Annotated in this window: 17 protein-coding genes and 1 tRNA gene; 7 read left to right on the forward strand and 11 right to left on the reverse strand. The window is 61.3% G+C overall.

Annotated features, from left to right (window positions below):
* Positions 1-29: 29 nt before the first annotated feature.
* The 5 genes from ACWJKU_RS01095 to ACWJKU_RS01115 all read right to left on the reverse strand — a co-directional run bounded on the left by ACWJKU_RS01095 (position 30) and on the right by ACWJKU_RS01115 (position 9,655).
* Positions 30-1,814, reverse strand: a complete 1,785-nt coding sequence (locus ACWJKU_RS01095) for an acyl-CoA dehydrogenase C-terminal domain-containing protein (protein ID WP_454145194.1) — start codon at positions 1,812-1,814, stop codon at positions 30-32.
* A gap of 2 nt (positions 1,815-1,816) precedes the next feature.
* On the reverse strand, positions 1,817-4,168 hold the full coding sequence (locus ACWJKU_RS01100; protein ID WP_454145195.1) for a 3-hydroxyacyl-CoA dehydrogenase NAD-binding domain-containing protein: 2,352 nt from the start codon (positions 4,166-4,168) through the stop codon (positions 1,817-1,819).
* Between the two features lie 52 nt (positions 4,169-4,220).
* On the reverse strand, positions 4,221-5,357 hold the full coding sequence (locus tag ACWJKU_RS01105) for a thiolase family protein (RefSeq protein WP_454145196.1): 1,137 nt from the start codon (positions 5,355-5,357) through the stop codon (positions 4,221-4,223).
* A 176-nt stretch (positions 5,358-5,533) separates the two neighbouring features.
* Positions 5,534-7,258 (reverse strand): AMP-binding protein, encoded by a 1,725-nt coding sequence (locus ACWJKU_RS01110; protein WP_454145197.1) that lies wholly within the window; start codon positions 7,256-7,258, stop codon positions 5,534-5,536.
* Between the two features lie 87 nt (positions 7,259-7,345).
* Entirely contained in the window at positions 7,346-9,655 is a 2,310-nt protein-coding gene (locus ACWJKU_RS01115) for a serine aminopeptidase domain-containing protein (RefSeq protein WP_454145198.1), read from the reverse strand.
* Between the two features lie 148 nt (positions 9,656-9,803).
* Between ACWJKU_RS01115 and yjgA the strand changes: the two genes are divergently transcribed.
* The 7 genes from yjgA (at position 9,804) to ACWJKU_RS01150 (ending at position 15,826) form a co-directional block, all read left to right on the forward strand.
* A complete protein-coding gene (gene yjgA / locus ACWJKU_RS01120; RefSeq protein ID WP_454145199.1) occupies positions 9,804-10,322 on the forward strand; it encodes a ribosome biogenesis factor YjgA in 519 nt (172 codons plus the stop codon).
* Between the two features lie 161 nt (positions 10,323-10,483).
* Positions 10,484-11,803 carry a TIGR03790 family protein gene (locus tag ACWJKU_RS01125; RefSeq protein ID WP_454145200.1) on the forward strand — a complete coding sequence of 440 codons (1,320 nt, stop codon included), beginning with the start codon at positions 10,484-10,486 and terminating at the stop codon, positions 11,801-11,803.
* Positions 11,804-11,890: 87 nt separating this feature from the next.
* On the forward strand, positions 11,891-12,913 hold the full coding sequence (locus tag ACWJKU_RS01130) for an MraY family glycosyltransferase (protein ID WP_454145201.1): 1,023 nt from the start codon (positions 11,891-11,893) through the stop codon (positions 12,911-12,913).
* A gap of 3 nt (positions 12,914-12,916) precedes the next feature.
* Positions 12,917-14,812: a polysaccharide biosynthesis protein gene (locus tag ACWJKU_RS01135; RefSeq protein WP_454145202.1), complete on the forward strand. Its 1,896-nt coding sequence runs from the start codon at positions 12,917-12,919 to the stop codon at positions 14,810-14,812.
* A 60-nt stretch (positions 14,813-14,872) separates the two neighbouring features.
* Positions 14,873-15,301: a 50S ribosomal protein L13 gene (gene rplM, locus ACWJKU_RS01140; protein WP_077730788.1), complete on the forward strand. Its 429-nt coding sequence runs from the start codon at positions 14,873-14,875 to the stop codon at positions 15,299-15,301.
* Between the two features lie 20 nt (positions 15,302-15,321).
* Positions 15,322-15,714, forward strand: a complete 393-nt coding sequence (gene rpsI / locus ACWJKU_RS01145; protein WP_454145203.1) for a 30S ribosomal protein S9 — start codon at positions 15,322-15,324, stop codon at positions 15,712-15,714.
* A gap of 38 nt (positions 15,715-15,752) precedes the next feature.
* Positions 15,753-15,826: transfer RNA gene (locus tag ACWJKU_RS01150), tRNA-Gln, on the forward strand.
* A gap of 1,035 nt (positions 15,827-16,861) precedes the next feature.
* On the opposite strand, the gene ACWJKU_RS01155 is transcribed toward ACWJKU_RS01150, so the two are convergent.
* The 6 genes from ACWJKU_RS01155 to ACWJKU_RS01180 form a co-directional block, all read right to left on the reverse strand.
* Positions 16,862-17,398: a PepSY domain-containing protein gene (locus ACWJKU_RS01155; RefSeq protein WP_454145204.1), complete on the reverse strand. Its 537-nt coding sequence runs from the start codon at positions 17,396-17,398 to the stop codon at positions 16,862-16,864.
* A 419-nt stretch (positions 17,399-17,817) separates the two neighbouring features.
* Positions 17,818-18,360 carry an energy transducer TonB gene (locus tag ACWJKU_RS01160; RefSeq protein ID WP_454145205.1) on the reverse strand — a complete coding sequence of 181 codons (543 nt, stop codon included), beginning with the start codon at positions 18,358-18,360 and terminating at the stop codon, positions 17,818-17,820.
* Positions 18,254-18,610 (reverse strand): hypothetical protein, encoded by a 357-nt coding sequence (locus tag ACWJKU_RS01165; protein WP_454147987.1) that lies wholly within the window; start codon positions 18,608-18,610, stop codon positions 18,254-18,256. Before ACWJKU_RS01165 ends, ACWJKU_RS01160 begins: the two co-directional genes overlap by 107 nt.
* Positions 18,611-18,616: 6 nt before the next feature.
* Complete coding sequence (locus ACWJKU_RS01170) at positions 18,617-19,234, reverse strand: hypothetical protein (RefSeq protein ID WP_454145206.1); 618 nt, start codon at positions 19,232-19,234, stop codon at positions 18,617-18,619.
* Positions 19,231-19,437, reverse strand: a complete 207-nt coding sequence (locus ACWJKU_RS01175) for a DUF3450 family protein (RefSeq protein ID WP_454145207.1) — start codon at positions 19,435-19,437, stop codon at positions 19,231-19,233. Before ACWJKU_RS01175 ends, ACWJKU_RS01170 begins: the two co-directional genes overlap by 4 nt.
* A gap of 64 nt (positions 19,438-19,501) precedes the next feature.
* Positions 19,502-19,822 (reverse strand): DUF3450 family protein, encoded by a 321-nt coding sequence (locus ACWJKU_RS01180; protein ID WP_454145208.1) that lies wholly within the window; start codon positions 19,820-19,822, stop codon positions 19,502-19,504.
* Between the last annotated feature and the right edge of the window lie 135 nt (positions 19,823-19,957).

Raw genomic sequence — 19,957 nt, forward strand, 5'->3', positions numbered from 1 at the left:
AAAGAAGGAGCGATGGCTCCGGATTCGGTCTAAAACGCCTCGTCCTTGAAATCCATGATGCTCCCGCTGCCGGACAGAAGGGCGGAAAACAGTCCCGAGGTTCTCGGCAGGATGCGTTCCATGAAAAAGCGGGCGGTGTCGAGCTTGGCCTGATAAAAGCCGGTCGTATCGTCCTTGATTTTTTCCTGCGCGATTTCCGCCATGCGCGCCCAGCAATAGGCTATGGTGGTGAGGCCGAAGAGATGCAGGTAGTCGTAGGCCGCGGCACCGGCTTCGTTGGGGTCGGCGAGACTGCGTTCGGCGATGAAAGCCGTTGCGCGCTGCAGCCGGCCGAACGCCTTGGCCAGCGGTTCGATGACGAAGGCCAGTCGAGCTTGCCCGGCGCGTTCGTCGAGATAACGCTGGACCGGATGGAAGAAGCTTCGCAAATACCGTCCGGCGTGGGCGGGCAGCTTGCGTCCGACCAGGTCCAGGGCCTGGATGCCGTTGGCGCCTTCGTAGATCTGGGCGATGCGGGCATCGCGCACGAACTGTTCGACGCCGTGTTCGCGAATATAGCCGTGCCCGCCGTATACCTGCATGGCCAGATTGGCGGTTTCGAATCCGAGATCGGTAAAGAAGGCCTTCACCACGGGGGTGAGCAGGGCGACGAAATCCTCCGCCTGCTGGCGGACAGCCGGGTCCGGGTGCCGGTTTTCCTTGTCGAGTTGCGCGCCAACCCAGGCCGACATCGCTCGCATGCCTTCGATATAGGCGCGCATGGTCAAGAGCATGCGCCGCACGTCCGGATGGACGATCAGCGGATCGGCCGGTTTGTCGGGGTTTTTCGGACCGGTCAGGGCGCGGCCTTGCAGACGCTCCTTGGCATAGGCCACGGCATTTTGATAGGCCGCTTCGCCGAGCCCGAGGCCCTGCAAGCCGACTTCGAGACGGGCGCTGTTCATCATGACGAACATGGCGCGGAGTCCTTTATGGAGATCTCCGACCAAATAGCCGGTGGCGTCTTCCAGACTGAGGCTGCAGGTGCTCGACGCCTTGATGCCCATCTTGTGCTCGATGGCCGTGCAGAAGATGCGATTGCGCGGTCCCAGGCTGCCGTCCGGATTGACCAGGAACTTCGGCACCAGGAACAGGCTGATGCCCTTGACCCCAGGCGGGGCGTCGGGCGTGCGCGCCAGAACCATCTGGATGATGTTCTCGCTGAGATCCTGCTCGCCGCCCGAAATGAAAATCTTGTTGCCGGTCAGTCGATAAGTGCCGTCCGGTTGCGGAACCGCCTTGGTGCGGAGCAGGCCGAGATCGGTGCCGCATTGCGGTTCGGTCAGGCACATGGTGCCGGTCCAGCGTCCCTCCACCATGTTCGGAAGATAAAGATTCTTGATCTCCTCGGAGGCCGTTTTGAGCAACAGGTAATAGGCGCCGTGGGTCAGCTTGGTGTAGATGGCGAAGGACAGATTGCTCGCCGACATCATTTCCGAGGTCAGTACGTATACCGTTTCCGGGAGTCCTTGCCCGCCGTATTCCGGACGGCTGGTCAAACCCGGCCAGCCGCCTTCCCGGTAGCGCTGATACGCCTCCCTGAATCCGCGCGGGGTGTAGACCTCGCCGTTCTCGAACCGGCAGCCTTCCTCGTCGCCGCTCCGGTTGAGGGGGAACAGAATGTTTTCGGCCACCTTGGCCATTTCCTCCAGGACCGCATCCACCAGCTCGGGCGAGATATCCTCCATGCCGGGCATGTCTTGAAGGTGCTCGTCGGCCAGGAATTCGTGGTAGATGAAGCGCATGTCGCGCAAGGGGGCTTTGTAGGTGGCCATGATTAATTCCTCAAGGGCTTGCCGGTTTCCAGCATGTGTTCCATGCGGACGATCGTTTCTTTTCGTTTGACCAGGTCCATGAAGGCGCGCCGCTCCAATGCGAGGAGATCGTTCTCGGACAAGGGCTTGCTGATGTCGGTATCGCCTCCCGTGAGTACGTCGGCCAGAGCGCCCGCCACCACGGCGTCGTGGGCGGTCGCCTTGCCGAGCCGCCGGTACTGGCCGATGGCCATGTCCAGCGCGGCCTTGCCCGAAGTCCCCGGGAGATGAAACACCGGCGGCTCGGGTGGCGTGTAGTTTTCGCTCAGGGCCAATGCTTTTTCTTTCGCTTCGAACAGCAGTCGGTCGCGGTTCATGGTGATGCCGTCGCCGGGGCGCAGGAACAGCAAGTCTTTCGATTCCTGGGCGGATTTCGACACGGTGGCGACGCTGACGGTTTCGAAGACGCGGGCGACCGGCGCCACCGGGCCTTGGGGAGACTTCTTGTCGGCAAAGGCGCGGAGCAGCATCTCCTTGCAGCCGCCCCAGCCGGGAATCACGCCGACGCCGGCTTCGACCAGCCCCATGTACAACTCGGCGTGAGCCTGGACGGCATCGCAATGGAGCAGAATTTCGCATCCGCCGCCGAGGGCCATTCCCGACGGTGCGCCGACCACGGGGAAGGGCGCGTATTTGAGCGCCTTGAACGCCTCCTGGCCCTGCTCGACCATGTTCTCCACTTCCGGCCACAGCGCGATGTTGACGCCGAAGAGGAGCACGCCGAGATTCGCCCCGGCGGAAAAATTATCGGCTTCGTTGTAGATCACCAGCGCCCGGTAATCGCTGCGCACGATAGCTATGGTCTTGTGGATCAGCTTGAGCAGCAAGGGATCGAAGGTGTTCATCTTGCTCTGGAATTCGAGGCACACGACGCCGTCGCCCACGTCCCAAAGGCTCGCCGAAGGGTTCTTCGTCAGAGGCTTGCCGCGCCGCTTGACGTCCGCCAGCAGCAGGACGCCGGGCGGCCGATTCACGGGCCGTAGGGTGGGCTTTAGCCCACCGATCTTGTCTTCGCCCGTTCCGGTGAACGCAAGCCCGTGCAGCCGTCCGTCGACGATTCGGTAAAGCGGTCCGTCGTGCCGGAGCAGGCCGGGGACGGGTTTGCCCGCGGCTTCGAGCATCCCGGCCAGATTTGCGGTGCCGATCCGGTCGATCAGTTCGAACGGGCCGTACTGCCAGTTGTAGCCGAGCCGCATGGCGCGGTCGATCGATTCCAGATCGTCGGCGATCTCCGGTGCCACCGCCGCGGCATAAGCCAAAGTCAGGGCCATGACGCTGCGGGCGTATTCGGACGTTTTGTCGGCGGATTGCAGCAGGCCGGCCAGTCCTGCCGTCTTCATGGCCGCAATGCTGGCGAGTTCCGGTTTGGCGCTGATCCGGTACGCGCCGGTTTGAAGATCGAGGGCCTCCTTGACCTTTCCACCCCCGGCTCGGTTCAGGCGATAAAACCCGCCTTTGCCTTTGCGCCCGGTATAGCCCTCCGCGATCATCCGCGTCACCCGTTCCGGCACCTGGCTGATGGCGTGGAACGGATCGTTCGGCGGAAGCGCGCGGTCCATGCTCGGGACGATATGGGGAACGAGATCGAGGCCTACGAGGTCGAGCAGGCCGAAAACCCCTGTTTTCGGGATGCCGAACGGGCGGCTGATGACGGTGTCGGCTTCCTCGACGGTGAGCCCGAGGCGCAGGGCTTCCAGGAGCCCCAACTGCAGCCAGAAGATACCGATGCGGTTGGCGATGAAGCCGGGCGTGTCCTTGCAATGCACGATGCTCTTGCCGAGCCGCCGGTCGCCGAAGTCGGTCAGGGCGGCTAGCGCATCGGGCCGCGTTTCGGGGCCGTGGACGACCTCCAGCAGCCGCATGTAGCGTGGCGGGTTGAAGAAGTGCGTGATCAGGAAGTCGCGCCGGAAGTTCTCCGGCATGCCCCGCGTCAGTTCGGAAAGGGGCAAGGTGGAGGTGTTGGAGGAAACGACGGAGCCGGGTTTGCGAACGCTGTCCAGACTGCGGTAGAGCGTGTGCTTGATGTCCAGCCTCTCGATCACCGCCTCGATGATCCAATCCGTTTCGGCCAGTTTTCCGAGATCGTCCTGGATGTTGCCGGGCGTGATCCGCGCGAGATTTTTGCGATGCATCAACGGCGGCGGATCGGTTTCCTGAAGCTTCTTCAAGGCGTTCTTGGCAACCATGTTCCGATCCGTTGCGCCTTCGGGCACGATATCCAGCAACAGAACCGGGATGCCGGCGTTGGCGGCCTGGGCCGCGATCGCCGATCCCATGACTCCTGCGCCGATGACGGCCATTTTCTCGATCTTCATATCGGCCTCACCTCGAAATCTAGGGTGAAGGTTTGGTTGTCCGGGAGCGGGCTCAAACCGCTTCCAGAATCGTCGCGATGCCTTGTCCGCCGCCGATGCACTGCGTCGCCAGTGCATAGCGCTTCTTTTCCTTTTTCAGCAGCGACGCCGCCTTGCCGGTGATGCGGGCGCCGCTGGCGCCCAGCGGATGGCCGAGGGCGACGGCGCCACCGTGGAGGTTGAGCTTGCTCTGGTCGATGCCGAGTTCGCGGATGCAGGCCAGCGCCTGGACCGCGAAAGCTTCGTTCAACTCGATGATGTCGATGTCCTCGAGCGCGAGTCCGGCGCGTTGCAATGCCTTGCGGCTCGCGGCGACCGGACCTATGCCCATGATCTCGGGGGCGCAGCCGGACACCGCGATGCTTTTGATGCGCGCCAGGGGTTCGAGCCCGTTGCGTTCCGCGTAATCCTCGGAGCAGACCAGCACGGCGGCGGCGCCGTCGGTGAGCGGCGAAGAGGTTCCGGCCGTGACCACGCCCTGTTCCCGGAAGGCGGGCTTGAGGCCGGCCAAGGCTTCCGGAGTGGTGTCGGGGCGCGGACAGCCGTCCTCCGTCACCGCGCCGTCGGGCGTCTCGATCGGGATCAGCTCGTCGTCGAACCGGCCCGACGCTCTGGCCTCCTGCGTTTTGCGCTGGCTGTCGACGGCGAAACGTTCCTGGTCGGCGCGGTCGATGCCGTAACGTTCGGCCAGATTTTCCGCGGTTTCGCCCATGCTCATGTAGGCTTGCGGATATTCCCGGTAAAGCTTGGGGTGAGGCATCGGGTTGAAGCCCGTCATCGGCACCCGGCTCATCGATTCGACCCCGGCGCAAACGAACGCCTCGCCGGCATTTAGCTGAATCGCGCCCGCCGCCTGATGAATGGCCTGCATGGACGAGCCGCAAAACCGGTTGACGGTGGCGCCCGCGACCGACTGCGGAAGACCCGCCAGGAACACGACGAGGCGCCCCAGATTCAAACCCTGCTCGGCTTCCGGAAAGGCGCAGCCGAGTATCAGATCCTCGATGTCTTCCGGCCTGACGCCTGTCTTGCGCAACAAGCCCTTAACGACTTGCGCGGCCAATTCGTCGGGGCGGACGCCGACGAGCCGGCCCTTTTTGGTCGGAGTGAACGGCGAACGGCAGTAGCCGGCGATGACAACGTTTTTCATGGTCTGCCTCCTGACTGGAAACGCGACAAGGGCCAGAGCCCGCTCGGGCTCCGAGGTGAAAACGATCGATCGATAAACGCGGAAGCCGCGGCGCTCCCCCCTCGAGGCGGCCCAAAACGGCTGCCCGATGCAAAATGCTTTGACGCAGCGAGCCTTCGAGTCATGTGCTGCGCGCTCTAACCGTCGGCCCCCATCCGCAACTCCCGGCGGAGAATCTTGCCTACGGCGCTTTTCGGAAGTGTATCGCAAAATTCCACGTATTTAGGCACCTTGTAAGCCGCCAAGTTCATGCGGCAGCGGCGGCGGACGGCATCCGCATCCAGGCTTTCGTCCTTGCGCACGACGAAAACCTTGACCGCTTCGCCGGTTTTATCGTCGGGCACGCCTATCGCGGCACATTCCAGAATGGCCGGGTGGTCGTTCAGGACAGCCTCGATCTCGTTGGGATAGACGTTGAAGCCCGAGACCAGGATCATGTCCTTCTTGCGGTCGACCAGATACAGGAATCCGTTTTCGTCCATCCGGGCGATGTCGCCGGTGCGCAGCCAGCCGTCCGGCGACATGACCGCGCCGGTCTCGTCCGGCCGATTCCAATAACCTTTCATGATCTGCGGTCCGCGCACGTAGAGTTCGCCCGCCGTTCCGGGCGGCAGCGGCCGGCCGTGGTCGTTTCGGACGGAGCATTCGGTGGACGGTACGGGAACTCCGATGCTGCCGTTGAACTCGCTCAGGCCGGCCGGATTGATGGCAATCACCGGAGAGGCTTCGGTCAGTCCGTAGCCCTCGGTGATCGGGCAACCGGTCACTTGCCGCCAGCGCCTGGCCACGGCTTCCTCGGTCGCCATGCCGCCGCTGATGACGAATTTGAGCGGGCCGAAATCCAGTCGGTCGAAGCCGGGCGTGCCGAGCAATCCTTTGAAGAGCGTGTTGACGCCCGTTATGACGGTGAAGCGGATTTTGCCGAGCTTTTTGACGACGCCGTGCAGGTCGCGCGGATTGGCGATGAGATAGTTCATGCCGCCCAGTCCGGTGAAGCAGAGCAGGTTCACGGTCAGCGCAAAGATGTGATAAAGCGGCAGCGCGGTGATCACGACTTCCTCGCCGTCGATCATGGCCTTTTCCGGGGGCAGGCTGCCTTGAATCCACCGGGTCGATTGCTCGACGTTCGCCAGCAGGTTGCGATGCGTCAGCATGGCGCCTTTGGCGATGCCCGTGGTACCTCCGGTGTATTGGAGCAAGGCGACGTCTTCCGGCTGCAAAGCGGGCCTTTCGAAAGAAAGCCGGCTGCCTTCGTGCAGGGCCGCGTTGAACGAAATGGCCTGGCTGAATCGAGCATCCGAGCGGCCTTTCTTGAAAAAGCGCGCATACCAGTTGACCAGGTATGAACGGGGAAACCGCAGCAGATCGCCGAGGCCGGAAACGACGATCGCCTTGAGTTGCGGCAGAGGGAGCGCATCGGCCAGCACCGGCACGAAATTTTCGAGCGTCACCAGGGCCGACGCGCCCGAATCTTCGAGCTGATGCTTCAGTTCCCGGGCGGTGTAAAGGGGATTGGTGTTGATGACGATGAGCCCCGCGCGCAACGCGCCCCACACGGCAACCGGCTGTTGCGACACGTTCGGCAGCATGACGGCGATCCGCTCGCCTCGTTCCAGGCCGAGATGCCGGTTCAGGAAGCTGGCGAAATGCCGGCTCAATTCTTCGAGCTCGGCATAGGCGAGGGTGCGCCCCAGGCTGGACAGCGCCGGCCGCGCCCGATGGCGGGCGGCCATGTCCTCGAAAAAATCCGCCAGCGAACGGTAGGTCGGTTCGCCGATCCGTTCAGGCACGCCCGGCGGGTAACTTTTCAGCCACGGCTTTTCCATGCTGCGCGGCGATCCGATGCTTTGAAGGTTTTGCATGGCGCTTCTCCGCTGCACGATAGACCACTCGAAAACCGATATCCGCGGGGCCGGTTTCTCCGGCACCGCCGATCGAACGGGCCCGATTCAACAGGCCCGAGCATCCTTGGTCAAAAAACGAATCACGATTTCTTTTATGCCGCCGAGATCTTCGGCCAGGACATTGTGCCGGTCGGCAGGCACGGAATGGAAAAACTTGTTTCGGGAACCCAGGGCTTCGTGGATCATCCGCGCGCTTTCGGGGGCGAGAATCGGATCACGGTCGGCCTGGGCCAACAATACGGGACAACGCACGTCCGGCAGACGTTCGCCCAGTTCCTGGATCAGCCGGCGCAGTTCGTAGAGGGTGCGCAAGGGCACTTCCCGATAGGCGTATTGAGGATACTCGGGCGATCTGTCGACGAAGGGGTGTCTGGTTCTCCGGGACATCCAGCGCACCAAGATGTTCGTGCTGCGGAGCAGCGGGGCCATCGGCCCGGATGCGCTGAACTTGAAGGGCGGCGAGATGGCGGCGACTCCCGCCAGTTGTTCGGGCTCCTCGCTCGCCAGACGCAGCGCCAGCAGTCCGCCCGTTCCGGCGCCCACGATGTAAATCCGGGACACCAGGGGTTTCAGGATGTCGTAGCCGCGCTGCAGCGAGTCGAGCCAATCTTCCCAGCGCCGGTCTTTGAGGTCGTAGGGCGACGTTCCGTGGCCTTTCAGCCGGACTCCGAGCGTGTGAAAACCGAGATCGGCCAGCCGTTCGCCGAAACCGCGGATTTCGGCGGGGGAAGCCAGGAGTTCGTGCACCAGGATCACGCCGGCGCCGGTTGGCGATCGCGCCTTCAGAAAGAACGGGCGGGGCGCCACGGCCGCGGCGACCGGCGGGATTGCCGGGGCCGGAGCGCGTTTGGCATAGTGTTTCGAATCCCATTGCCACGACCTGACTTCGTCGTCGAACTGGAAATTGGCCAGTTCGACCGGGCTTAGTTTTTTTTCCGCCGACAGCGCGCGTTTGATCGCTTCGGTAATGCCGGAAATGGGTTCGACTTCGTTGGCATAAACGGCAATCACGTTTTCGACGCGGATTTCATCGAATTCGTATTCGTGAAGCAGTTTGGGCAAAAGGCGGTAGCGATCCGGGCGAACCTCGATCAGTCCGCTGGCCTTTGCGGTATCGATCAGTTCCTGCAGGCCGGAATGCTCGCCTTCCAGCAGATTTCGATATTCGTCGGCGTCTTGCAGGCTGCGGTGAAGATGCGCGTGCGGCAACGACTGAGTGTGTTTGATGGCCAGATACAGGGCGCGGAAGAGTCGCGCCCGCTCGATTTCGAGTTGTTGGTGCCTTATGCAATGCATGAACAGTGTCGCCGCGAGATGGCTGAGGTTTACCGTCACCGCCTGATACATCTCGCGCATGTAGCGGTTGCGCACGACGGTGGCGCGCTGTCGCAACCGCCCGGCGAGGAGCCGCTCTTTCACGTCGGCGGGCTTGCGGGTGAGGGCGAAGACATCGTCGAGGCTTTCGATGCGGGGCGCCAGCCAGGTCGCCAGCCATGTTTCCCATTGGCGCCAGGACGCCGCGGCCGTGATCGGGCGTCCGAACTGGATGTCCATGTCGGTGTTGCGCAGCAGGATATTGCCCTCGATCAGGATTTCTTCCGCATGGCGGCGGCTCAGGCCGCGGCTCAGCAGTTCGGCGGCGTTGCTCAAAATGTGGTCGTTGATGCGAATCGGATAGAACGTGATGTTGGCCGGAACCACCACCGTGGGCTGGCGGGCGGCGGCCAGCAGGGCTTCGCGGCTTTCCAGCCTGAGCGCCTCGGCCCAGGCCGACAGGCGCTGCCGCTGCCCTTGCTGTTCGGCGCGCCGCACCGCCATCTTGAAGATTTCGAGGCCCAGGGCCAGCACGGCGGCTCCGGTATGATGCTTGCGCCGATCCATGCTGACGCGGGAATAAATGCTGTAGTCTCCTTTTTTGTCGAGAACCCGGCGATCCTTCACCATGCCTCCTTCCGGGAAGATGACGATTTTGCGGCCCAGCAGGATTTGTTCGGCGAGCCAGGGCAAGAGTCTCGGATAATTGTTCGGAATCACGCCGACATCGCGCAGGAATCCCGCCAGGACGCTGTCTTCCTCCTCGAAGAATTCCGCCGACGCCACCGAACAGCAGTAGACCTTCCTGGCCTCGTACATCAGATACTGCGGTATGAAGGTTTCGAAGCGGGCGAAATGGTTGAAAAGAAAGATATGGCCGCGATCGATGGTCTCCACGCTGCCGTGCAAGGTGATGTGGACCTTGAGCAGCTTCTTGATCTGCCGGAAGACGCGCGCCGCCCAGTCGTAGGTGGACGTGTTGACATCGTATTCCGGATTTGCGGTCGGATGATCGTCCATGCGGATCTGTTCGGGAAACAATCTTTTTCTATCCGGTAGCGTACTCTTCCTCTTGGATTAGATCCATCTTGAATGTCCGATTCTCATGCGGCGTCACTGTTTTGGCGATGCCGGTGGTATAGTAGCCCGAAAACCCGATGCCATTATCCAGCCTTTGCAATTCATTCCCATGACCTGGATGGACGATTCCGATATTTCGCCGGATGAGCATCCGGAGCGAATCAGCAAGTCGCGGCTGAAGCGCGAGAGCGCGGCCTTGCAAGATCTCGGCGAGGAGTTGATCGCGCTGTCCCGCGAACAGCTCGATCGACTGGCTTTGCCGGCGGAGCTGATGGAAGCGGTGCGGCTGGGACAGTCCATCACCGAGCGCGGCGCGCTCAGACGGCAGCGCAAGTACATCGGCAAAGTGCTGCGCCACATCGACGCGGAACCGGTCCGGGCGGGGCTCGCGGCCCTCAGGAACGAAAGCGCGGAAGCGGTGCATCGGCAACACCTCGTCGAGCGCTGGCGTGATCGCATGCTCGCCGAAGGCGATGTCGCGGTCAACGAGTTTTTGGCGGCCAATCCGGGAGCGGACCGGCAGAAGTTGCGGCAACTGACGCGAGATGCGCGCCGAGAGCGCGATGCCGCGGCCGCGCCCCGGTCCGCCCGCTTGTTGTTCCGGTATTTGCGGGAAATTCTGGCGTGAGACCGAGCCGTGGCGCATCCGATTAGGCCGGTTTGCCTGCCGATTCCGCGCGCGGGTTTTGAGGCCGGCCGCATTCCCCCGCGTCTGCGGGATTTTCGAGTTAAGGGCCTCCTGCGCGGGGTGCCCGACTCCGTTTGTTGATGGCGGAGATGGGGAGCCTGGTGTTCGGAAAGAGGCGCAGGGAGCGGCGCGGAACGGCGGAGCGCCTGTGCTGGCTGGTTTTGCTGCTCGCCGCCGCCGTATTCCGGGGAGCGCAGGCCGAGGAGACGGCCGGGCGGCGGCTGCTTTCATGGGAGACGCTGGGGCCGCGGGAACTGGCGGTGATCGTCAACGAGGCGGACCCTTCGAGCATCGCCATCGGCGGCTATTATCAGAAACGGCGGAGCATACCCGACGAGAACGTGATACGGGTGAGTTTTCCGCCGGGATCGGATAACCTGCCGCGCGCGCAGTTCGAATCGGTCAAGCAGACGGTAGACAAGCTGACGCCGTCCCGGGTCCAGGCCTATGCGCTGGCATGGATGGCGCCCTACAGGGTCGATTGCATGTCGATGACCTCGGCTTTCGCCTTCGGCTTCGATCAGGCCTATTGCTCGACCAAATGCGGCGAAACCAAGCCCAGCGAGTATTTCCATTCCGCGAGCCGCGCGCCTTATCGGGATTACGGAATCCGGCCCGCGATGATGCTGGCCGGCCGCACTGTCCAGGACGTCCGCCATTTGATCGACCGCGGCGTCGCTTCCGATCACACCTATCCGGCCGGTACCGGCTATCTGGTGAACACCTCCGATAGGCACCGCACGGTCCGCGCCGCCACCTTCGACGAGACGATCGATAAACTCGGCGCGGCGATCCGGCTGCGTCGGGTCGAAGCCGATTTCATCAGCGACAAGCGGGACGTGTTGTTCTACTTTACCGGGAGAGCGAAGGTGCCGGATTTGGACACTTTGAGCTTCGTACCCGGAGCGATGGCCGATCATCTGACCTCCTTTGGCGGACGACTGACCGAGAGCGCCCAGATGAGCAGCGTACGCTGGCTGGAGGCGGGGGCTACGGCCAGCTACGGCACGATGGCGGAGCCCTGCAATATCACGAGCAAGTTTCCTTACCCGGCGGTGGCGATCTGGCACTACCTGGAAGGCGACACGGTTCTCGAGGCTTATTGGAAGAGCGTCGCGCGGCCGGGCGAGGGCGTTTTCATCGGCGAACCGCTGGCGGCTCCCTTCGCGCCCCGGATGATCGACCGGGACGGCCGGATCATGCTCAAACTGTTTTCGCCAAGGCCGCGCGTGCTGGCGCTGCAAGCCTCGGCGAGCGCCGTCGGTCCTTATCGTTCGGCGGTCAAAACCTACCCGGTCAAACCCGGATATAATGAACTGTCTCTTCGTCTGCCGGATGCCGCCGCGTTTTACCGGTTGACCTACGCCGGGTCGGGCGGCGAAAACCCCGGCAACAAGCCCGCCGATACCGCCGGACATTGACGGACGCCAGCCGATCTTACCGCTCATGCCGTTTTGCCGGTATCATGCCGCCTTCTTTCGGCTGCCGAGAGCGCAGCACATTAACCGATGAGTCTTTTTTCGATAGGGTTTTGGGTCGTCTCCGTGCTGCTGGTTTCGGGCGTGCTGACCGGGGCGGTGCGCGGTTATGCGATGAAACGGTTGTTGGATCTGCCCAATGCCCGCAGCTCCCACCACACTCCAACGCCGCGCGGCGGCGGTTTGGCGATCGTGCTGGCCTTCACGCTCGCGTCGGCCGGTCTCTACTGGCTGGGACAGATCGCTTTCGATCTCTTGATGCTGGTGCTCGGGGCCTTGCCGATAGCCGTCATCGGATTCTGGGACGATCACGGACACGTATCCGCGCGATGGCGCCTGGTCGTGCAAATCGCTTCGGCCGGCTGGATGCTTCATTGGCTGAACGGCCTCGATTCGATCCGATTTGCAGCCGAAATTTACCCGTTGGGCTGGATAGGTCCGGTTTTTGCTATTTTTTGGACGGTGTGGCTGCTGAATCTATTCAATTTTATGGACGGCATCGACGGGATTGCGGGCATCGAGGTCGTCTCGGTCGCCGTATCGGCGTGCGGGCTTCTGGCGTATCAGTCGTCGGTCTTGGACGGGGCCGGCCTCGTGTTGTTGGTCCTGGCGGCAGCCGTCGGCGGCTTCTTGTGCTGGAATTGGCCTCCCGCCAAAATTTTCATGGGGGATGTGGGAAGCGCATTCGTAGGATTCGTGGTGGCCGTGCTGGCCCTGCGAACGTCCGCCGACGGCGCGCTATCCCTGGCTGTCTGGCTGATTTTGGTCGGTGCGTTTTTCGTGGATGCGACGGTGACTTTGCTGCGGCGGCTGTTTAGCGGACAGCGCTGGTACGAGGCGCACCGCAGCCATGCTTATCAGCGCGCGGCGCGCCGGTGGTCGAGCCACAAGCGGGTCAGCCTTTCGGTCTTGGCCGTCAATCTGTGCTGGCTATGGCCTTTGGCCTTCGCCGCGGTACGCTGGCCGCACCTGGAGCCGCTCTTTCTGGTGTGCGCCTATGCTCCTCTGATAGCGTTGGCGCTGTGGCTGGAAGCGGGAAAACAAGGGGGATAAGCCATGCAGGCTATGCTTTCGAAAATGCGCTTGCGCACCGTCATCTTCGTCCACGATTTGGTCATGGTGGCCCTCGCCTGGCTCGGGGCTTACTGGTTGCGGTTCAATTTATCCCTGCCGCCCGAGCTGGAAACGAGGGCCTCGCTTCAGTGGCTGCCCCTGGTCATCGTTGTCCAAGCCGCGATCTTCCACCGCCTGGGACTGTATCGCGGCATCTGGCGCTTTGCGTCCATCCCCGATCTGGTTCGCATCGCCAAGGCTTCGTGCCTCGGGATCGCGACGGTCGCCGTCATCATCTTTTCCGTCAACCGGCTGGAAGGCGTGCCCCGATCCGTCATCCCGCTCTATGCCGTCCTGTCGTTGCTGCTGTTGTCCACCCCCCGGCTGATCTACCGTATCTGGAAAGACCGCGGCGCGGCGCTCGCGACCGGGAGACGAGCCCTGATCGTAGGCGCCGGCAAGGCCGGTGAAATGCTGGTAAGAGACTTGCTCCGCGCCTCCGGCACGGAATTCGCGCCGGTCGCGTTCGCGGACGACGATCCGGTGAAAAAAGGAAGCGAGATCCACGGCGTGAGAGTAAAGGGGCGCTGCGAGCAGATTCCGCGGCTCGTCGAGAAACTGGACGTCGAGACGATTCTGATCGCGGTGCCCTCGGCCACGGACAAGGAAATGCGGCGCATCGTCGAAATTTGCGAAGGAACCGGCGCTCCGTTTCTGACTCTGCCGTCGATGCAGGATATGCTGTCGGGCCAAACGCCCGGCCATTTGCGCGAAGTTTCCATCGAAGATTTGCTCGGACGCGCGCCGATCAAGCTCGACCGCAAGGGCATTCAGGCCCATCTCGGCGGAAAGCGGGTCCTGGTTACCGGCGGCGGCGGCTCCATCGGCTCGGAGCTGTGCAAGCAGATCGCACGGTTTTCCGTCGCCGAGCTGATCGTCTTCGAACGCTGCGAATTCAATCTGTACCAGATCGAACGGGCGCTGAGGCGCGACTTCCCCGGATTGCGCCTGTCCGCGATACTCGGCGATGTCGCCGACAAGCCGGCCGTCGAGCACGTGATCTCGCGATACCGGCCGGAAATCATTTTTCACGCGGCGGCGTACAAGCACGTTCCGCTGCTGGAATACCAGATTCGTCAGGCGGTTCAGAATAACGTCCTGGGCACCTATACGGTGGCCGAAGCGGCGATTGCGGCCGATGTCGACGAGTTCGTGCTGATTTCCACGGACAAGGCCGTGAGCCCGGAGAACGTCATGGGAGCGACCAAGCGAGCGGCGGAAGTTTTGGTGCAGGGGCTGAATGGCGTCGCCGCTACCCGTTTCATCAACGTGCGTTTCGGAAACGTGCTGGATTCCGCGGGCAGCGTGGTGCCTTTGTTCCGCGAGCAGATCCGGGCCGGCGGGCCGGTCACCGTGACTCACCCCGACGTCACCCGCTATTTCATGACGATACCCGAGGCCTGCCAGTTGATCATGCAAGCGGCGACCCTCGGAAAGGGCGGAGAAATCTTCGTGCTGGACATGGGCGATCCGGTTAAAATAGGTTACCTGGCCGAACAGATGATCCGCTTGAGCGGCAAACGCCCCGGCCAGGACATCCGGATCGAATATATCGGACTCCGGCCCGGCGAAAAAATCAGCGAGGAACTGTTCAACGAGCACGAGCGGCCCACGCCCACCGAGCACAGCAAATTGTTGCTGGCGCATCCCGTGACCGTCGACCATCGGGTGGCCAAGAAAGCCGTGGCCGAACTGGCCGAAGCGTGCCGATCTTTCGACGAAGCGGTGATCCTGCATAAGCTCAAGGTGCTGGTTCCCGAATTTGCGCAGAATCAGATCGCTGACGACGAATATGAAGGAAGCGATCTTTCTGCCATTCAGCGATCGCTTGTTTTATAGTGTGCCGTCGGGTATCATGCCCGCTTTTTCGAATAACGCCAGAGTTTGGAGCGTGCAGTAATGAAGACCTTTAGCGCAAAACCGGCCGAAGTAAAACGCGACTGGTACGTCATCGACGCGGAAGGAAAGACGCTAGGGCGCCTTTCGACGGAGATCGCGCGTCGTCTGCGCGGCAAACACAAAGCGGAATACACGCCTCATGTCGACACCGGCGACTACATCATCGTCGTCAACGCGGAAAAAGTGCGTGTTACCGGCAATAAAGAACAAGACAAGATCTATTACAAGCACACCGGTTATATTGGAAACATGAAGTCCGTGGCTTTGGGCAAACTGCGCGGAACTCATCCGGAACGCATCATTCAGACCGCTGTAAAAGGCATGTTGCCGCGCAATCCCTTGGGGCGCGCCATGTTCAGCAAACTGAAAGTCTATGCGGGACCCACGCACAACCACCAGGCTCAACAACCCAAATTGTTGGAAATCTAATTTAAGAAGCTGAATCAATCATGGCACAAGCGCAGTATTACGGAACAGGTCGCCGCAAAAGCGCGGTCGCACGCGTCTACGCAAAATCCGGAACCGGTCGTATTGTTATCAATAACAAGCAACTGGAAGAGTACTTCGGCAGAAAAACCGACCAGATGGTTGTACGCCAGCCGCTTGAAGCCGTCGCCCTGATGGAGAAGATGGATGTGTTCGTCAAGGTCGCAGGCGGCGGTCCCACCGGCCAGGCGGGAGCCATTCGGCATGGTTTGACTCGCGCGCTCATGGATTTCGACGAAACCTTGCGCCAACCGCTGCGCAAAGCCGGCTACGTCACCCGCGACGCGCGCGAGGTCGAACGTAAGAAAGTCGGCCTGCACAAGGCAAGACGTCGTCCGCAGTACTCCAAGCGTTAATGTCAGACACGCCGGCTTCGGCCGGTGTGCTTCACTATTGGGGGATCGTCTAGCGGTAGGACTACGGACTCTGACTCCGTCAACCTAGGTTCGAATCCTAGTCCCCCAGCCAACAATCCAAAGGCCATGCTTCGGCATGGCCTTTTTTTGTTGCCCGAAGCCAACAGGGCTTTAAACGGGTGCTTATTGTTCGGGCGGTTTAGTGGAATCCTATCCAGAGAAAGCTAAACGGGGATGGATAATCGCCAGAAGATCGCTGACAAGAGGAATTTGGTTAGCCAGCCAGTGCTAAATTTTTTAGCCTAAACGTCTGTAAGCATAGGCTTACAAAAATCCCCGCCCTTCATGTCGTAACAAGTAGCGTTACTTACTAAACTTGATGTCTTGTTGGGTTCGATCTTGAAGTTGAGACCCACTTTAGAGAAACATTTTTGACGTTATAAAAGACAGCATTTAGGACATCTGCTTCATGTTAGACATGGGAAGTCCAGTCTCGCCAGAGGTTATCTTCGGAATTATTATCGCAGGCGTCATTGTCCTGTCCTTTCTGAGCAAACTTTTGCCTAGGCACCAGCCCAAGGAAAAGCACTTTAAGTGTGTGCGTTGCGGTGCAGTTTCACGTCACACCGAGCGTACCATCGAGGTGTGGCGCAATAACAAAACTAAATTTTTCTGCCAGTCGTGCCACGCCAAATGGCTTCAATCCAGGGCACCTCGGCTTTTCCGGCGCAACGTAGGTTCCAGTTCAGGCTGTCTCGGTATCGTTGTGCTTTTTGCTGTTATTCCGCTGGCTGGCTATCTGCTGGCACGAGTATATGGCTAACACGGCAGTCGAAGGCTTTGCATTGGCTCCACGGTCTGGCTTTAGGCCGCTCATTCGCTCGTCACACCCGTCGCCCGCCTCTCTCCGGCCAGAGCCGCCTGCGCCGATGAGCGGCAGCATAAGAAGTAGAGATAGACGTTTGTCTACAGCAGCCAAACCAAATTCTTTCGAGCATAGCTTCCCACCCGCATCCAAACGGCAGAGCGAGAAACGAGGCGCACCGAGACGAAAGGCCGCAGACTCTGTCTCCAACGCGGGACTGGGCGATGAAAAAACGGGCTCGTCAGGAGCCCGTTCGAGGATTGGGGCAGTTCGAACGAGTCGCTATTCTTTGCCGATCTGGTAAATCTCTTCTTCATCGTTTTCGACGATCTTGCCGGTGGCCGCGTCGACCTCCATTTTCAGTTCCTTGCCGCCCGCGGTCTTGATGTCGAATTCATAGGACGCATCGCCGTTGGACTCGATCTCGTATTCGGTTTCGACGATCTCGCCGGGATGCTTTTCGAGGGCGATCTTCTTGGCTTCTTCCTCGCTGATCTTCATCTTGGCTTTGAACAAGGGATCGTCGGGGCTGTCGACTTCCTGCTCCTCTTCGGTAATTTTTCCCGTGTTGGCATTGCACTCATATTCCCAGCTCTTGCCATCTTTACCGGCAATTTCGAATTCGTAGGTGGGCGTGTCCCGTTCCATCTTGAATTCGAGCTTGACGACATCTCCGTCTTTCTTGGCCAAGGCCGCCTCCAGGCATTTTTCCATGCTGACCTTGGTCTTCGGCATTTTGAATTTTTCGGCGAATGCCGCAGTAGCTCCCAAGGACAAAAACAGTGCGGTGAATGTCATTATTGTGAATCGCGCTTTCATGGTTTTGCCTCCTTTGGCTTTGACGGGAACATTGGAATCCCTTGAGAAATTTGATCCGGCAATCCACATTTGTTTTCCAAACGGATTTCGGGGCCGAGTATAAGAGCCTTTTTCCTTCATTGACAATGATGGCCCTGGAAATCGAAGAGGATCTCTTGGGATGCGCCACTGCTTTCCCAGCCGAAGGCTTGCCTGATTGCTCGCCCGCGATTTTGGTGCGGGTCTCTGCTGTCCTGAGCGCCTTGATCGACGAGATTCCAGCCGTGCTGTTTCTCCGATCTCCCGCCAGGCAAAAAGCGCCGAGGCCCGCGAGCGAGAATTCGGGTGAAGTCGCTTCAGCGCTCTTCGAGCCTGAATTTCATCGTGAGCGTGGCGCGCTGGGCGACGGCGCGGCCTTCGCGGAAGGCGGGCTGGAAGCGCTAGCGCCAGCGCCGGATCGCCTTGAGCGCGGCCTCGTCGAAGACCCGCTCGGGTTTGGCCGCCACGACCCTCGCCGCGCTGACCGTACCCGCAGGACTGACCTCGATCTCGAGCCGCACCCAGCCCTCGATCCTTTGCGCGCGGGCTCTCGGAGGATACTCCGGCAACACCTGGGAGAGTACGACCAGCCCTCCGGCGCGATCTCGGTCATCGGTTTGGGCACGGGCGGCGGAACCGGTTTCGACTCTTCGGTCTTGGGAATGATGCGAATGAAATCGAGCGGCTGCGGACTGGGAGCCGATATCAGTTCGGTCTCCCCCCGGCGGATCAAGGCGTCGATCAATAACGGCAAGGGCAGATTGATGACCTAGGTCACGGCGAATGCCCCGGCCAGGACCCATCTCGAGCGACTCGAGATCCCGGCAAGGGAGGATTTCATGGCGTGTCCGGAGCCGTACTGGCCGCGACCGACATGTTGACGAAACCGGCGAGGCGCAGCTGATCCACCATTTTGACCAGCAAGCCGGTGCTGGTCCGGGCATCGGCCAGAATGATGGCGGCCTGGGCCGGACTGGCGAGGCCCAACTGGTCGAGCCGTGCCAGCACCCGCCCCAGAGGGTTGTCGAGCCGGAGCTTTGGCGACTGCAACTGATTTCGGACCCGGTAGCCGATCCGGGTCAGTTCGACGAAGCGGTAGGCGGCGAGCGCATAGGCAAACCCCGCGAGTACCAGGATCAGGTAGCCGACGACGCCTCCCTGGGCGATGCGTTCGCGCAGGTTCGGAATCTGCACGATCAACTACAGGGTTCGTCCCGATATGGGATCGATGGCTACCGGCGCCAGCGTTTGCGTATTCGCCCGGGCATACTTCCGGGCCCGATCGAGCAGGTTCGAGGGCGGCTGCCGGGGCAATTCGATCAAACGGTCGACCTCGGGCGAATACACCAGGTAACGCCCTTCGGAAAGGAAAGTGAATCCGCCCAGCCGGAGCACATCTTTCTCGGCCGCCTGCCCGTTCGGCGCATAAACCGGAGCCCGGAAGGTCTCGATACGTCCTAAAGCGTCGAGCCGGTCCTGTAAACTGCCGAACAGCCGCGCCAATTCGTCGGCAGTCGGAATGTGGCGGCTGTCGGCGAGCCGGTCGATCGGTTCCCGCTGGCGCGCGGCGTCACCCGCCAGAATCAGTTGCTGATAGGGCTTGAGATTCGCGGCGCTCTCCCGGATGGCCAGGAACAATTCCTCCTTGCCCGCCAGGGCCGTCGCCAACTGGGCCTCCGCCTCCGACGGCGAGGCCGGCCGCTCGGTTTTGGCTTCGGATGAGACGGCGGGGTCGGCCAAGGCGGGCGGGACGATAACCCCGAACAGCGCCCAAACGGTCGCGATTCGCAGGAAGCGGAGAACGCAAAGCGCTTTCACGGTGATTTGGGCCCCGGCAGCGGCAGGACCATCAGTTGTGGGGGTTCCAGCTTGCGTGCGGTGCGCAGCCCCCGGGCGATGGCTTCGTTCCCCTCGCCGGACAGCCGCTGCCACTGGCGTCGGTCATTGCGCCAGATCCCCGATTCGCGGCCATCCAGAGTCTGATAATAAAGTGCCAGGCGACCGATACTGAGGAAATCCACCAGACGTTCGTCGTTCCCGTCCGGAGCGCATCCCTGTAGGCTTCCTGAACGCGCCGATATTTCTCTACGGGTCCGCGGAGGGATCGCGAATCAGTTTTTCCAGCCGATCGAGGCGCGCGCGGCGCTCTTCGAGCTGGAACGGAGGGCCATTTTCGATGCCTTGCTTCAAGGCCGAAACAGCGTCGGATAGGATCCCGCCCAATCGCTGATCGAGCTCGGAAAGCGTTTGAAGTTTGGCCGCCACGGTCTCCGGCGATGCCGGCGGCTCGGACGCACTCGCCCCCGGGTCGTTAGCCGATTGAGGTGGCGCCGCCAAGACCGATGACTCAGCAATGGCCAGCAGGCAAACGGCGAAGGCGAAGAGCGCGCTGCGGCGGAGAAACACCTTGGGTCGCCCCCATGTCCGGGATGGTATTGGCCGCAAGATATCACAGGCTTTTCAATGGCAAGCAACGGGAGAACTTCCCTAGCGGGGTGACGCTCGGGATATGCCTTTTCCCGGCAAACCTGACGATCGTAT

The organism is Methylocaldum sp. MU1018 (assembly GCF_053646775.1).